General features: G+C 43.5%; 12 protein-coding genes and 1 pseudogene. 10 read left to right on the forward strand and 3 right to left on the reverse strand.

All coding sequences use genetic code 11. The annotated features are described in order from the left end of the window. The first annotated feature begins 4 nt into the window (after positions 1-4). The 3 genes from smc to ligA all read left to right on the forward strand — a co-directional run bounded on the left by smc (position 5) and on the right by ligA (position 6561). Positions 5-3457 carry a chromosome segregation protein SMC gene (gene smc, locus B9T26_RS13320; protein ID WP_086200154.1) on the forward strand — a complete coding sequence of 1151 codons (3453 nt, stop codon included), beginning with the start codon at positions 5-7 and terminating at the stop codon, positions 3455-3457. Position 3458: 1 nt separating this feature from the next. Then, positions 3459-4436 carry a cell division protein ZipA C-terminal FtsZ-binding domain-containing protein gene (locus B9T26_RS13325; protein ID WP_086200155.1) on the forward strand — a complete coding sequence of 326 codons (978 nt, stop codon included), beginning with the start codon at positions 3459-3461 and terminating at the stop codon, positions 4434-4436. 91 nt (positions 4437-4527) lie between these two features. Continuing rightward, positions 4528-6561: an NAD-dependent DNA ligase LigA gene (gene ligA / locus B9T26_RS13330; RefSeq protein WP_086200156.1), complete on the forward strand. Its 2034-nt coding sequence runs from the start codon at positions 4528-4530 to the stop codon at positions 6559-6561. A 42-nt stretch (positions 6562-6603) separates the two neighbouring features. Here ligA and B9T26_RS13335 read toward each other — a convergent pair whose 3' ends face one another. Then, on the reverse strand, positions 6604-7671 hold the full coding sequence (locus B9T26_RS13335) for an SDR family oxidoreductase (protein ID WP_086200157.1): 1068 nt from the start codon (positions 7669-7671) through the stop codon (positions 6604-6606). A gap of 477 nt (positions 7672-8148) precedes the next feature. Here B9T26_RS13335 and ftn point away from each other — a divergent pair, with 477 nt between their 5' ends. Next, positions 8149-8613, forward strand: coding sequence for a heteropolymeric bacterioferritin subunit Ftn (ftn, locus tag B9T26_RS13340; protein ID WP_086200158.1), 465 nt, complete (start codon positions 8149-8151; stop codon positions 8611-8613). Positions 8614-8725: 112 nt separating this feature from the next. Here the strand turns inward: ftn and B9T26_RS13345 are convergent, their stop codons facing one another. After that, entirely contained in the window at positions 8726-9247 is a 522-nt protein-coding gene (locus B9T26_RS13345; RefSeq protein WP_413772771.1) for a peroxiredoxin, read from the reverse strand. A 190-nt stretch (positions 9248-9437) separates the two neighbouring features. Between B9T26_RS13345 and B9T26_RS13350 the strand changes: the two genes are divergently transcribed. From B9T26_RS13350 to bioD, 6 genes are all read left to right on the forward strand, one after another. Further along, positions 9438-9764, forward strand: a complete 327-nt coding sequence (locus B9T26_RS13350; RefSeq protein ID WP_086200160.1) for a DUF6176 family protein — start codon at positions 9438-9440, stop codon at positions 9762-9764. Between the two features lie 264 nt (positions 9765-10028). Continuing rightward, the gene (locus B9T26_RS13355; RefSeq protein ID WP_086200161.1) at positions 10029-10760 is read left to right on the forward strand and encodes a hydrolase; all 732 of its coding nucleotides are present in this window, start codon (positions 10029-10031) and stop codon (positions 10758-10760) included. Between the two features lie 85 nt (positions 10761-10845). Continuing rightward, positions 10846-12141, forward strand: a complete 1296-nt coding sequence (bioA, locus tag B9T26_RS13360; protein ID WP_086200162.1) for an adenosylmethionine--8-amino-7-oxononanoate transaminase — start codon at positions 10846-10848, stop codon at positions 12139-12141. Then, positions 12138-13310, forward strand: a complete 1173-nt coding sequence (locus tag B9T26_RS13365; protein WP_086200163.1) for an 8-amino-7-oxononanoate synthase — start codon at positions 12138-12140, stop codon at positions 13308-13310. The genes bioA and B9T26_RS13365 overlap by 4 nt, the downstream gene beginning before the upstream one ends. Before the next feature lie 9 nt (positions 13311-13319). After that, positions 13320-14090 (forward strand): malonyl-ACP O-methyltransferase BioC, encoded by a 771-nt coding sequence (gene bioC, locus B9T26_RS13370; protein WP_086200164.1) that lies wholly within the window; start codon positions 13320-13322, stop codon positions 14088-14090. Continuing rightward, a complete protein-coding gene (gene bioD / locus B9T26_RS13375) occupies positions 14087-14731 on the forward strand; it encodes a dethiobiotin synthase (protein WP_086200165.1) in 645 nt (214 codons plus the stop codon). Before bioC ends, bioD begins: the two co-directional genes overlap by 4 nt. Positions 14732-15150: 419 nt before the next feature. On the opposite strand, the pseudogene rluB reads toward bioD, so the two are convergent. After that, a pseudogene (gene rluB, locus B9T26_RS13380) lies at positions 15151-16005 on the reverse strand (23S rRNA pseudouridine(2605) synthase RluB); the annotation flags it as partial. Between the last annotated feature and the right edge of the window lie 15 nt (positions 16006-16020).

Raw genomic sequence — 16020 nt, forward strand, 5'->3', positions numbered from 1 at the left:
CATTATGCGTTTAAGCAGCTTAAAACTTTCCGGCTTCAAATCTTTTGCCGATAGTACGACTTTACATTTCAAGGCGAATCGTACCGCTGTGGTTGGACCCAATGGTTGTGGTAAATCGAATGTGATCGATGCCATACGCTGGGTGATGGGGGAGTCCAGTGCACGCCAGCTGCGTGGCGGCAGCATGCAGGATGTCATTTTTACCGGAACTGCGAAACGTAAACCGGTGGGTGTGGCCAGTGTCGAGCTGCGTTTTGACAATACCTACGGCAAGCTCGGCGGAGCCTACAATGCCTACAATGAGCTGGCAGTACGTCGTCAGGTCAACCGTGATGGCAAGTCTGAATATTTTTTAAATGGCACAAAATGTCGTCGTCGTGATATTACCGATATTTTCCTGGGAACTGGTTTGGGGCCACGTTCCTACGCGATTATCGAACAGGGCATGATTAACCGTCTGGTCGATGCCAAACCTGAAGAAATGCGGGTGTTTATTGAAGAGGCTGCCGGTGTTTCACGTTATCAGGCACGTCGCCGTGAAACCCTATTGCATCTGGATCACACCACACAGAATTTATCGCGTTTAGAAGATATTGCCTCTGAACTCAAGTCGCAGCTGAAAACCCTGAAACGTCAGTCCGAAACAGCCATCCAATATAAAGAACTGGAAACCCGGATTCGTACCATCAAAGTGGAAGTGCTGTCGTTTCAATGCGAGCAAAGCAGTCGCTTGCAGCAGGAATATACCCTGCAAATGAATGAGCTGGGTGACAGCTTTAAACTGGTACGTTCAGAACTCACCACGCTGGAACATGACCTGACCGCGACCAGTGAATTATTTCAGCGCCTGATTCAGCAGTCCACACCGCTGCAAAATGAATGGCAACAGGCAGAAAAGAAACTCTCTGAATTGAAAATGACACTGGAACAGAAGCAGTCCTTGTTCCAGCAAAATACGACAACCTTAACTCAGCTGGAACAGCAAAAACTACAGACCAAGGAACGGCTACAACTGATTGAACTGCAAATTGAAACTTTGCAAGCTCAGCATGAGCAGCAGACCGAACAGTTACAGCAGCAAGAAAGTCAGGGACAGGATCAAAGCCAAAATCTGGGTGATTTAAAAGCGCAGCAGCAACAGGTACAGCAGCAATTTGAACTGGTAAAAACCCAGGTTGAAAAACAGCAGCAGCAAAAAATGCAGATGCTGGCGCAAAGTGAGCAGCTGGCCAAAAACATTGCCCGGATCGAGCAGCAAAAACAAACCCTACAACAGCAAACAGCACAGATTCAAAATCAGGATCAGCAAGATGATATTGAACAGCTGCAACATGAAAAAGTTCAACTCAGCCAGCAGATTGAGCAGTTAGAACACAATATTCAAACTCAGAAACAAACATTCGAGTCGATGCAAGCACAGTATGCACAACAAAAAAATGATGTTTCGAGTTTGAAATCTGCCATCCAGGTATTGCAATCGGAACAAAAAAACCTGAATCAGTTGCTGATTAAGCATAGTTCGAAAGTTCAGAATGATGCTGTACAGTTGATGCAAGTCTTGAAACTGAAAGATCAGGCCAAAGCACATGCCAATCTGATTGAAAAGTTTTTGGCAAAATGGCTTTCTGCACAAGTATTAGAGGCGAATGCTGATTTTAGTGACAGTATTGCCCGTCAGCTTAAAAGCAATGCTTCGCAAGATCGGATGCAGATAGCTGATTTACCTTGTTTAGCCGACTGGATTGAATCACCGCAGCATTCTATTTGGCAGCAGGTTGCGGTAGCAGACACGCTCACTCAAGCCTTGTCTTTGCAATCACAATTAAGCATGGGTCAGACTATCTTAAGTTTAGATGGCTATCATGTTGCTGCGGATTGGGTAATTGGCCTGTTTTATGACGAAGCAAGTCAAGCCGGGCAAGGGGCACTCAGCCATCGTATCCGTCTGGATGAAATTGAAACTGCGCTGGCACAGCAACTACCTCAGCTTGAAGCCGCGGAACAGCAATTGCCAGCCGTGTTACAACAGATTCAAAGCCTGCAAAAAAACATTCAAGAACAGCAAGACCAGTTGAAGCTACAGCAAAAGGCCTTGCAACAGCTCGATGTCAATATTGCTAAGATACAAAGCACGGTTCAGGCATTTTCAGTACAAAAGCAGCAATTGCAAAGTCAGTTACACCAACTGGATGAGCAGCTGGAAGAAGATGCGATGCAGAAAGATGATCTGGAAATTGATTTGCATGCCTTAAATCTGAAACTGGAACAGGCTTTACCGAATTATAAAACCATGCAATTTCAGGTTGATGAGCTGAGTGAACAGCTGGAAAATACCCAGCACAGCTGGCAGCAAGCTCAACAAGAGTTAGAGTTGCTACGTCGCCAAGCCACACAAACCCAACAACAGATTGAATTGCTTGAAAAAGATGCTTCATTCTCCAAAGCGCAATATCAGCAGATTATTGCGCAAATGGAGCAAGCGAAAAAGTTTGTCGATCCGGTACAGCTGGAATTGCCGGCACTGCAATCCCAGTTTAATGAGCAGGCGCAAATTACAGAGAAACTGCAAAAAACCTGGAGTGAGTGGCAAGTTGAGCTGAACAGTGTTCAAGAAAAACAGCAGCACTTGACCGAACAGCGCCATCAGCACCAGCAGCAGGATGAAAAATTGCGCGGGCAGCTAGAAGAAAAGCGTCTGGCCTGGCAAGCAGCCAAATCTGATTTCCAGCATTATTCAGAGCAATTGGCTGCACTGAACAGTGAAGTGATTAGCGGTTTAACGATTGATATCGTTGCCCATCAAAAACAGCTGGAACAGGCACAGCAGCGTTTTGAAAAACTCGGTGCGGTCAATCTGGCGGCTTCGGAAGAATATGAAGAAGTCTCCAAACGTTTTGAAGAACTGAGCCACCAGATTGAAGACCTTGAAAAGACGGTCGATCAATTGCAAGGTGCCATGAAGAGCATTGATCAGGAAACTCGTAAATTGTTTATGACCACCTTTGATCAGGTCAATCATGAACTGCAAGACCTGTTCCCTAAAGTATTTAATGGTGGGGAAGCCAGTTTAAGCCTTGAAGATGACTGGCAATCGGGTGTAAAACTAATGGCGCGACCACCAGGCAAACGTAACAGTTCCCTGGCGTTACTGTCCGGTGGTGAAAAAGCATTAACAGCATTGGCATTGGTGTTTGCCATCTTCCGTTTAAATCCGGCACCGTTCTGTGTACTGGATGAAGTGGATGCACCTTTGGATGATGCAAACGTGGGTAGGTTTTGTAATCTGGTAAAAGAACTTTCTGAACAGGTTCAATTCATTTACATTACCCATAATAAAGTTGCAATGACGATGGCAACCGATTTGTTAGGTGTTACCATGCCGGAACCGGGCACCTCAAAATTAGTCACTGTCGATTTGGAACAGGCAAAAGAATACGGTTTAGTTGCGGAGTCATAAAATGGAAGTCACCACGATTGTTGGTATTGTTATCGCCGTTATCATTATGTTATTCGGTTTAAGGTTATTGTTTAAAAAACCTGCGGATGCAGCACCTTCATTAGATTCAGAACTTCATGTAAATACAGATAGCCAGCAACCGGTAATTCCTCGCCATGTTCGTGATCAATTACAAAGTGCCAAAGAAGGCTCAAGTCTAGAACGTGTTGAACCGACTTTAAATGAAAAAACGGCTGAACCGGCGCCCGAGTCTAAGCAGGCAGAAGCAAAAACTGAAGCAGCACCACCTGTAGAAGCAGCAGTTTCTGCATCAGAAGTTGTAGCGAAGTCTGAATTGAAAGCCGAGACTACAGCCTCAGTAGAAGAGACAAAATCGGCAGCCAGCTCAGAGCCAGCACTGCAAGCCGAGCGGGCTGAAGATAAACAGTCAGCTGAATTTAACCTGAACAGCAATATCGACAAAGCTGAAATTTCAGAGTTTGAAGATGAAAGCAGCATTCTGGATGAACACTTGCACGAACAGCAACGCGTGGATGAAGCCAGTGCATTATCTACTGCGGCCGAGTTTGTGGCTTTAAATGTTTATCCGGAACGTCGCGTACTTTCAGGGGAAAAAACCCTAAAAGTTTTGCTTAAATACGGTCTGCGTTTTGGTGAAATGGCCTGTTTCCATCGCTATAGTGAAGATGGCAGCAAGTTATTGTTCTCGGTATTGCAAATTACCGATGAGGGTGCATCCGGTTTTGATCTGGAAACCTTGTCTACTGAACAGGTGAAAGGCTTGGCCTTCTTCCTGGCCTTGCCACATAGTGATGTGCAAAATGCCTTTGATACCATGGACAGTCTTTCACGTTTAATTGCACGTGAAGTTGACGGTACCGTGTATGATCAGAATAATCAGGAATTTACGCCACAACTGCGTGAGCAATGGCGTCATTTTGCGATCGACTACCGCGTAGGTCAGAGTACAGAAGTTTAATTTGAAACTGGACGACTCGATTTCTATAATAGCGAGTAGATCAAATATTTGTGAAGGGCGGAACTAGACCGCCCTTTTTTATGGTGTAGAAATGACTCAAGATTCAACTATCAAAGCGCAAATGCGTCAATTGATTCAAATTTTAGCCAAGCATAATCATGCTTATTATGTGATGGATCAACCAAGCATTGAAGATAGTGAATATGATCAGCTCTTTCATCAGCTCAAAGCCTTAGAAGAACAATACCCAGAATATATACAAGCGGATACCCCGACCAATAAAGTTGGCGGCAAAGCACTCACTAAATTTGCAAGCGTGACCCATGCGGTACCAATGCTGTCATTGGGTAATGTATTTAACCAAGAAGATCTGTTTGCCTTTGCCCGCCGTATCGAAGAGCGTTTACCGAATCAGAAGATTCAATATGATGTCGAACTGAAGTTTGATGGCTTGGCGATTTCACTGTGGTATGAAAATGGGGTGCTGGTACGGGGGGTTACACGTGGCGATGGTGAAACCGGTGAAGATATTACCCATAATGTCAAAACCATTCGTAACTTGCCGAAAGTGCTTTCATCTGCTCAAGGTTCAGTTCCTGCGCTATTAGAAGTGCGCGGTGAAGTGCTGATGCCTAAAGCCGGCTTTGAAAAACTCAATGCGGAAAATGAAGCCAAAGGTGAGAAGACTTTTGCCAATCCGCGTAATGCCGCTGCAGGCAGTTTGCGTCAGCTCGATCCAAATATTGCCGCCTCGCGTCCTTTGGCCTTTTATGCCTATGGTATTGCGCAGTGTGAACCGCATCATGGTCAAACCACTATGTATGCCAGCCTGGAATGGCTCACCCAATTTGGCTTTGCGGTGGGGGAATGTCATTTTATTTGTGACAATATTCAGGATGTGCAAAAGGCTTATGAAGAAATCAATGCGAAACGCGCGAATTTGAGTGTTGAAATTGATGGTATGGTCATTAAAGTCGATGACTTAAAACAGCAGAAACAATTGGGTTTCTTAAGTCGTGAACCACGTTGGGCAACAGCGTACAAGTTCCCCGCAGTTGCCGCTTTAACTACGGTTGAAAATATTGACTGGCAAGTGGGACGTACCGGTACTTTAACCCCAGTCGCGCGTTTAAACCCTGTTGCAGTGGGTGGGGTAACGGTATCCAATGTCACCCTGCATAATATTGGGGAAATCCACCGTCTGGATGTCCGTATTGGCGATACGGTCAGTGTTTACCGTAGTGGTGATGTGATTCCCAAGGTGGAAAAAGTTTGGCCTGAGTTTCGTCCTGATGAGGCGGTAGCCGTCCATCTTCCTGAAAATTGTCCAGTCTGTGATTCGCCGGTGGTGATGCCGGAAGGTGAAGCTTTGGCGCGTTGTTCAGGTGGTTTGTACTGTGCAGCACAGCGTATTGAAGCGATTCGCCATTTTGTTTCGCGCAAAGCGCTGGATATTGAAGGCCTGGGTGATCGCTGGGTGGAATCTTTATTGCACCTCGAGTTGTTGAAAAATGTGGCCGATATTTATTGCTTGCATGAACATCGTGAACAACTACTCAGCATTGAAAAAATGGGGGAAAAATCTGTTCAGAACCTGTTTGATGCAATTGAAAACAGCAAGAAAACCACGCTGGCTTCATTCATTTATGCACTGGGGATTCGTGGCGTAGGTGAAACCACAGCACGCATGCTAGCCAATACCTTCCAGACTTTTGATGCCCTCAAAGCTGCCGATCTTGAAGCCTTAAAGAAAACACCAGATGTCGGTGATATTACCGCTGAATGGATTATCGATTTTTTCCAGGCTGAACATAACTTGGAAGTGGTGAATCGTTTGCTTGAAGCCGGCATTCACTGGGATGCACCAATTGCACCTACACGTCAGCCTCTTAATGGTGAGAGCTGGGTGGTTACCGGGACGCTAAGGAGTATGGGACGTGATGAAGCGACACAGTTACTCCAAGCCTTAGGTGCGCGTGTCAGCGGTAGCGTGTCGAGTAAAACCAAATGCGTGGTTGCAGGTGAAAAAGCCGGTTCTAAACTTGAAAAAGCTGAAAAGCTGGGCGTGCAAGTGATGAATGAAACTGACTTTTTAAGCTTGATGGCTGAATACGGCCAAATGTAAAGTTCAACTAAAAAGCCACCGCGAAGGTGGCTTTTTTACAGCTTAAGGAATGTACTTTTTCACCACACCATCATCCAGTAATTGCTGGAAATGCTCAACCAAACTGGTTTCAATATTACGGTATTGCATGCCCAGTTCCTGCTGACTTTTACTGGCATTAAAGTAGATTGGATAACCCATATTCAGTTCAACAAATGACTTGGAAAAACCAGCCAAAGGCCCAAACAGTTTGAAAGCCGCTTTCGGGAGCTGGTTGCGTGGGAAAGGGAATTTAGGACCAAAGTTGTGACGTAAAATCTTCCCCATTTCCAGTAAGCTCATTGTGCCGCCACTAATAATGTAGCGACCTTTGGCATCCGGATTAAAAGCAGCTTGAGTATGTGCATCCGCTACATCACGGACATCCACAATGCCATTCCACATCGGCGGTACACCGAGTAAAGTCATGCCGTTGGCAAACTGTTGCAGCACTTCTACACTGCCTGACTGGGTATTTGCGGTTAATGAGGGACCGAGAACCAGCGCTGGGTTAATACAGACCAAGTCCCAACGTTGCTGTGCTTTTTGCATATCCCATGCTTTACGTTCTGCCATGACTTTGGAGTAGGAATAGGGTTGATGTGTTTCTGAACTGGTGGTATTCCAATGCGACTCATCAAACTCATTCTTTGCGGTGTGTTGAATATCAATCGCATCTCCATAAGTAGAGGCAATACTTGAGGTCACGATCACACGTTTAACTGACTCGGTTTTATTGACACTATTCAGCACATTTTCAGTACCTAAAATAGCAGGTTCAATAATGTCTTTGATTGCATCTTTAAAGTTGTTCACCACAAAAGGCGATGCCATATGCAACACGATTTCACAGCCTTGCATGGCTTCATCAAATGAATTGGCTTCAAGGAGATTGGCTTTAAATAGTTTAAGTGTTCCCGTGGTTTTAGCGGCAATTTTATCTAAATGTGCAAAGCTTGGCTTTTTGTTCAGATCACGGACAGTAGCATGTACGGTATAACCTTGCTCCAGTAAATTTTTAATGACCCAACTAGCGATGTAGCCTGTAGCACCTGTCACAAGAATGGGTGTGCTATGTTGTAGATTCGTCATGAGTTAAACCATTGTTGTTTTTAAGTTTGCGCATATCTTAGAGTGAAATCACAGGCGTGTCTTTGACTGATTGATGCTTACTTTAGCTAAAAGTTGTACTTGGTAATGCTCTATTTCCTATAAATAAATAATCTACTTGTATCTAATTGGTTTAAAACCAGAAGTGTTTGCTGCTGAACAATTGTCGAGTGAGACAGGTATTGCGAAGTTCATGTTTTTTATTCGCTGAGGAAATAAGAAACATTTGTAATCGTTACAAATCTTAAAAATATACTTTTACAGTTTAAATAAGCCTTGAGGAAATTGCTTCAATTACGCAAAGGCTTATTTTATATATGGAAAGTTTTGTCAAACAAACTGCAAATGCGTATGTTTCTCATTTTTATTTTATAAAAATCATAAACTTACATAATTTTTATTTTGCATTAAGGGTCGGTTTTGTCCATAATATTAGAAAAAGGGTATGGAGTAATTGAAATGCGTGGCAATCCAGAAGTCGTAGACTATCTAAATATGTTGATCGGTGGCGAACTGGCGGCTCGTGATCAATATCTTATTCATTCTCGCATGTATGAAGATTGGGGTTTAAGCAAGATTTTTGAACGTATCGACCATGAAATGCAGGAAGAAGCATCGCATGCCGATGCGATTATTCGCCGTGTATTATTTCTGGAAGGTACACCGAATATGAACCGTGATGACATCGAAACCGGTGAAGATGTGGTCACATGTTTAAAAGCGGATTTAAAACTCGAATATCATGTGCGTGAAAAACTGGCGCAAGGTGTGAAACTTTGCGAAGAAAAAGGCGATTACGTTACCCGTGATATGCTTCGCCAGCAAATGTCGGATACTGAAGAAGATCATACCTACTGGTTGGAAAAACAGATTCGTTTGATTGAACTCATTGGTTTGCAAAACTATATTCAGTCGCAAATGTAAGATTGCATATTTAGATATAAAAAGCCTGACTATAGTCGGGCTTTTTTATATCCTAAATTTTATCATTTTAGCTGAATCGGACTGTCTAGATTTTGATTATTTGAATGAAGATCTATTTAGAAAACTTTTGAATGTCTGCCAAAACTTGAGCCGCATGTGATTGTGTATTAACACTGTTGTAGTGATAAACAATGGTTCCTTTGGGATCAACCAGAAAGCTTTCTCGCTTGGCTATTTTAGTAATACCCAGGTTGCGGACAATTCCGAATTGCTCTGCCAATTGATGAGTGTTGTCTGCCAGAATAGGAAAAGGTAAAGCTAATTTTTCTGAAAATTTTTGATGAGATTTCACATCATCCAGACTGACACCCAGTACTACTGCATTACTTTTTATAAACTGCGGATAAAGTGCCTTAAACTGATTGGCTTCCTGAGTACAGCCGGGAGAGTTGTCTTTAGGGTAGAAATATAACACCACCCATTTGCCTTTGTACTGGCTTAAGGAATGCCATTGATCATTTTGATCCTGCAATTTAAAAGCAGGTGCAGATTTTCCGACCCACTGTTTTTGCGAATGTTCTTTTGAGGAAAAAACAGATTCTGCTGCATGGCTGATACTGCAAAAGCAGAGCATAGAGCTGAACACAAGCAAAACGATGTTTAGTTTTTTTGAGTTATTCATATCGTATATTTTTGCAATGGATAAGAAGATGAATTGATCTTAGCAAAATTTAGAATGTTGAGCGATGGGAAACAATTTGCATTTATTTTGTTTATTTTTATTATTAAGTTACCTTAAGTAAAATCAAAAAAAAGAGACATTTATGGATGTAGGTGCGGTACTGATTAAATTAAAACCTGATGCATTACATCATGTTGAACAGTGGAAAAATGAACTGAATGCACGTAAAGCTGAGGCGATTGAAACTCTTCGGGCAGAGGGAGTGCATGTAGAATCATGGTTTCATCTGGAATTGGATGGTCAAGATTATTTACTGGCTTATATGCGGGCGGAAGATATTGCGCGGGCGCAGCAGATTGGTAGGGAAAGTCAGTTTTCGATTGATCAGGTGCATAAGCAATTTAAAAGTAATTGGGCTAAAGTGATTCCTGCAAAATTATTGCTGGATTTGGAAAATATTCATGAATAGTTTCAGCTTGTTAAGTTTGCATGTTTTCTCTCGTAAGAATTAATAATTTTGAGTCATGTGATCGGTGATATTTTACTTTTGACGGGGCAAAAGTAACAAAACCCTTTTGTTGGTCAAAGGGGATATCCCTATCACCCTTGACCAACGGCGACATCCATGTCGCTCAGCACGTTAGCAGATTACAGATGTGTTTTGAAATATCACTGCTTAACTGAATTTGACGTTCTATACTATCTGAAATTTTCAAATATCTTAGAGTCCTAAGTGAATCAACGTATTTTACTCATCACCGGCTGGGGCGGTGGTACTAAACTGCTCAATCCTTTAAAGCAGGCATTAGAACAGCAAGGGCATCAGGTTGAACTGTGGAATATTTTCAATGCTCTGGATGAGCAGGTGTTAGTGCAGCAAGCTGAACTGGCCCGCCAGTTTGATGTAATTGCTGGCTGGTCATTGGGTGGTCAGCTGGCCACAGTTTTGGTCGATCAGATTCAAAAGCAGCATGGGCTGGAAAAAGTATTGATTACTTTGGGTTCTAATCCCTGCTTCGTAGCAAATGATACATGGCCTATGGCAATGGATCAGCCGACATTTCAGCAGTTCAAACAGTCATTTGAGCAGAATGCTATTTCAACCTTAAAAAGGTTTGGCTATATGGTGTGTCAGGGCACAGCAACCACCAAAGCAGACTTTATCACTTTACAAAGTTTGATTCAGGCACAGAATTTAGAAACCCTTCGTGATGGATTAAATTGTCTTGAACAGTTAAACAATGTTGATATCTTGAAAAACTATTCGGGCTATCAATATCATCTTTTTGCAAAACAGGATTTTTTAGTTAGTTACAAAGTTCAAAGAAATTTTCAAAAATTCAATGCAAAGTTTTTGGAAACAGAGCTGATCAGCGGGTCGCATGGCTTCCCTATATTTGAAGCTGAACTGATAACTGGCAAAATCTGCCAATTTTTAAAGAAAATAGAACAAAGAAACGGATAACTGGTTTATATCGCAATTTATTTTTAATTCATGCAGGTTTAAGATCATGAAAAATTGATTTTCAAGCATCTGCATGGAGTAATGGATGACCGAATTAACTGATCTGGAATTTGATCTGGCACATATCTGGCATCCTTACACCTCCATGACCGATCCATTGCCGACTTTTAAAGTGAAACAGGCGCATGGTGCCATCATTGAGCTGGAAGATGGACGGCAATTGATTGATGGCATGTCTTCATGGTGGTGTGCCATTCATGGTTATAACCATCCTGAACTGAATCAGGCTGCGATTGATCAACTGCAAAAAATGTCGCACATCATGTTTGGTGGTTTGACCCATGATCCTGCGATTGAACTTGGCAGACTCTTGTTAAAAATTACCCCACCGAGTCTGGATAAAATTTTCTATGCCGATTCAGGCTCTGTCGCAGTTGAAGTGGCGCTGAAAATGGCGGTTCAGTTTTGGACTGCACAAGGCAAAACTCAGAAAACCAATTTTGTCACGCCACGGTCTGGCTATCATGGCGATACCTGGAATGCCATGTCAGTCTGTGATCCAGTCACAGGCATGCATCAAATTTTTGGCTCCAGCTTGCCCAACCGTTTCTTTGTTGCTGCGCCGCAAGTCGGTTTTTATGATGAATGGAATCAGGATGATATTGCTGAACTGGAAAAAACTTTAGCTGTACATCATCAAAGCATTGCTGCTTTAATCCTGGAACCGATTGTGCAGGGTGCCGGAGGCATGCGTTTTTATCATCCTGAATATTTGCGTCAAGCCAAATTGCTGTGTGAAAAATATCAGGTGCTGCTGATTTTTGATGAAATTGCCACCGGTTTTGGTCGCACCGGTAAACTGTTTGCCTGGGAACATGCCGGGGTTGAACCGGATATTATGTGTATTGGCAAAGGATTAACCGGCGGCTATATGACACTTTCAGCGACCTTAACCAGCAAACATGTAGCAGAAACCATCAGTCGGGGTGAGGCGGATGTGTTTATGCATGGCCCAACCTTTATGGGGAATCCGCTGGCCTGTGCGGTGGCTGTGAAAAGTACCGAGGTTTTATTGGCACAAGATTGGCAAAGCAATATTCAACGTATCGGAAAACAGTTGCAACAACATTTACAACCTTTGTCACAGCTTGATTATGTGCAGGATGTACGGGTACTGGGTGCCATTGGTGTGGTAGAGCTGACATTCAACGTCGATATGAAAAGCCTGCAACAACAGTTTGTTAAGCGCGGAATCTGGATACGTCCCTTTGGCAAGCTGGTCTATGTCATGCCACCTTATGTCATTACTGAACAACAATTGAATACATTGCTGGAACAATTGGTGAATGTGGTGGAGCAGATGCAGGAGGTATCCGCATGAACCGGTTAAATGATCAGCTATTAAGTGATTATGCAATCAAGCTGGATAAACTCAAACAGCAGGGCAATCTGCGGCAATTTACCTCCAATGTCCAGCAAGATCATTATATCGAAATCCAGGGTCATAAGATGCTTAACCTCTCTTCCAATGATTATTTGGGGTTGGCAGCGGATCTGCAGCTGCGTGAACAGTTTTTTGACGAAACACCGAATGAACTGCGCAGAATGAGTTCATCTTCTTCAAGACTCTTAACCGGAAACTTTGCTGAATATGAGCAACTGGAAGCCAGTTTGAGTCAGGCTTTTCATGGCCGTGCTGCGCTGTTATTTAACAGTGGTTATCACATGAATATCGGGATTTTACCTGCGCTCTGTGACAGTAAAACCTTGATTCTTGCCGATAAACTGGTGCATGCCAGCATGATTGACGGTATCCGTTTATCATCTGCAAAATATGTACGTTATCGGCACAATGACCTGAACCATCTGCAACAGCTTTTACAGCAATATCATGCAGATGAAACTATCGATCGCATCATTGTGGTGACGGAATCCATTTTTAGCATGGATGGTGATGAAACCGATCTGGCTGAACTGGTGCGCATCAAACAGCTATTTTCTAAGGTCATGCTCTATGTCGATGAAGCGCATGCGATTGGGGTACGTGGTGAGCAAGGCTTGGGCTGTGCTGAACAATATGGTGTCATTGATGAGATTGACCTGCTGGTCGGAACTTTCGGGAAAGCACTGGCATCGGTCGGAGGATATCTGATTTGCCATCCCATCATCCGGGAATATCTGATCAATTCCATGCGTCCGCTGATTTTTAGTACTGCGCAGCCACCGATGTGTATGGCGTGGACCCATTTTATTTTCCAGAAAGTTTTGGGCTTACAGCAACAACGCCAGCATTTGCAACAGATCAGTCAAAATCTGCAACAGTCGGTACAGGCCAAAGGCTTTGAGTGTCCATCGACTTCACATATTGTGCCGGTGATTATTGGCGAGTCACAAAGCACGGTTGAAAAGGCCAAGCAGCTACAACAGGCCGGGTTTTATATCATGCCGGTGCGTCCACCTACAGTACCGAAACACAGTTCCAGATTACGTATTTCACTGACTTCTCAAGTCAATCAGGCTGACCTTGAACAGCTTGTGCGGTTGCTGTGAGTTCTAGCCGTGAATATTGATAAATCACAAGTTGCACAGCGTTTTGCCAAGGCCGGGCAAAGTTATGCTCAACATGCGGTGGTACAAAAACAGATTTGCCAGCATTTAATTGGGTTGATGCAAGAATACATATCCAAAAACAGTCTAGACCGTGCGTTTGAAATCGGTTGTGGGTCGGGGAATTTAAGTCACTTGCTGATGCAGCATTTTGCGATCCAACAACTGTTTTTAAATGACCTGTATCCTGAAGTTCAGCAGCATTTTCAAAATGATCCGAAACTAAAATGGTGGATTGGCGATATTGAGCAACTGGATTTGCCACGCTCTCTGGATCTGATCGCGTCCAGTTCGGCCTTGCAATGGATCTCTGATCTGGATGCAATCTTTAAAAAATGTGCAGATGCTTTAACGCAGCAAGGCTATTTGTGTTTCTCAACTTTTGGTCGACAGAATCTAATAGAAATTAAGGCACTGACTGGTCAGGGACTGGATTATCTTCCGATTGAAGTCATTCAGGACAAGCTGCTCAAACACGGCTTTGAAATCCTGCATCTGTCCCAGAGCCTGGAAACGCTGAGTTTTTCCCATCCTAAAGCTGTGCTGCAACATTTAAAGGCCACTGGTGTGACTGCAACCGCGTCACAGCATCGCTGGACCAAACAGTCTTTACAGCAGTTTTATCAGGACTATCAGCAATTTTCACAACTTGATCAGATGGGGCAACGACAATACCAGCTCAGTTACCATCCTATTTATTGCATTGCTCGGAGCACAGCATGACAGCAGATGTTTATTTTATCAGCGGGATTGATACGGGAATCGGCAAGACCTATACCACAGGTTATCTGGCCAAGTTATGGAATGAACAGGGCAAAAAAACCATTACCCAAAAGCTGATTCAAACCGGCAATACCGATATTTCTGAAGATATCGAACAGCACCGTGAAATTATGCAGATGGGCTGGTTTCCGGAAGATGAAACTAAACTGACCATGCCGGAAATTTTTACTTATCCTGCATCACCGCATTTGGCCACTAAAATTGATAGTCGTGAAATTGATTTTCAGAAAATTGCAGATGCAACTCAGCAATTGGCAGAAAAATATGAGGTAGTGTTGTTAGAAGGTGCGGGCGGTCTGATGGTGCCTTTAACCACTGAGTTACTCACGATTGATTATATTGCTGAGAAAAAATTTCCGGTCATTCTGGTGAGTTCTGGTCGTTTAGGTAGTATTAATCATACAATTTTAAGTTTGGAAGCACTGAAAAGTCGTGGTCTGGAATTATTTGCTTTGGCCTATAACCTGAATGATGAATCACAAGATGCATTGATTTCTAAAGATACGGCTGAATTCTTAAAAAATTATCTGGCGATACATTTCCCGAATGCACAGTGGATTGATATTCCCGTTTTATCTTAATCCTTCCTAGATAAGACGAGTATAAAAAAGCCACTCAATAGAGTGGCTTTTTTATTTGCAAGGAAAAGCTTTAAAAATTAAAACTTCTTAAAGCTTTTGTTGCCAAATGGTTTACGTGGCGCATTTTCATCACGACGTTCGCGTTGGCCATAAGTACCTTGATTGCCAAAGTTGTCAGGACGGTTTTCACGCTGTGCATAGCTATTACTGTTGCCTTGACGTGATTCACGTTGAGCATAAGTGTTTTGGTTGCTGTCTTGGCGACGCTCACCGCGTTGGGCAAAACCATTGCTATTGCTGTCACGACGTTCGCGTTGAGCATTACCGGTCTGGTTACCCTCTTGACGACGTTGCGCATGACCATTCTGGTTTTCACGGCGATCACGCTGTGCATAGGCCATTGGGTTCTGGTTTTCACCCTCTTCGGTATCACGGCGTTGCTGACGTAAATAACCGCCACGACGTGCCGCCATTGGTTTGTCTTGCATGCGCTCGGTACGACGTTTTGCCATACCAAACAAGCCTGTGCCTTGACGTGGTTTCAACTCGACAGCTTTGGTTAAGTTATCGATATCGTTTTTATCGAGTTCCATCCAGCGACCGGTACGAAGTTCGCGCGGTAGAATGACAGTACCATAACGGGTACGAAGCAGGCGGCTTACTTTTAAGCCTTGTGATTCGAAAATACGACGCACTTCACGGTTACGACCTTCTTTCACCACCACCTGATACCAACGGTTAATCCCGTCACCACCAATTTCAGTGAATGATTCAAATTTTGCCGGACCATCATCTAAAACCACACCCTTAAGCATGTTGTTTTTGATTTGTGGAGTCACTTCACCCATCACGCGAACCGCATATTCACGTTCAATCTCGTTTGACGGGTGCATTAAACGGTTGGCCAATTCACCATCGTTAGTGAACAGCAAAAGACCAGTCGAGTTAATATCCAGACGACCGACCATGACCCAGCGATCATTAGCAATCGCAGGCAGTTGTTCGAATACGGTTGGACGTTGTTCAGGATCATTGCGTGAGCAAATTTCGCCTTCTGGTTTGTAGTAAATCAGAACACGACGACGAATTTCGTCTTCAATCTGGAATTGGACTTTACGACCATCGATGCGAAGCTCATCACCCGGTTCAATGCGTTCACCCACTTGGGCAACGCGTCCATTGATACTCACACGACCAGCAGCAATGACTTCTTCCATATAACGGCGAGAACCCAAACCTACGCGTGCAAGCACCTTTTGTAATTTTTCACTCATGACAGCATAACCTTA

It is taken from the genome of Acinetobacter sp. ANC 4169 (assembly GCF_002135355.1).
Lineage (GTDB): Bacteria > Pseudomonadota > Gammaproteobacteria > Pseudomonadales > Moraxellaceae > Acinetobacter.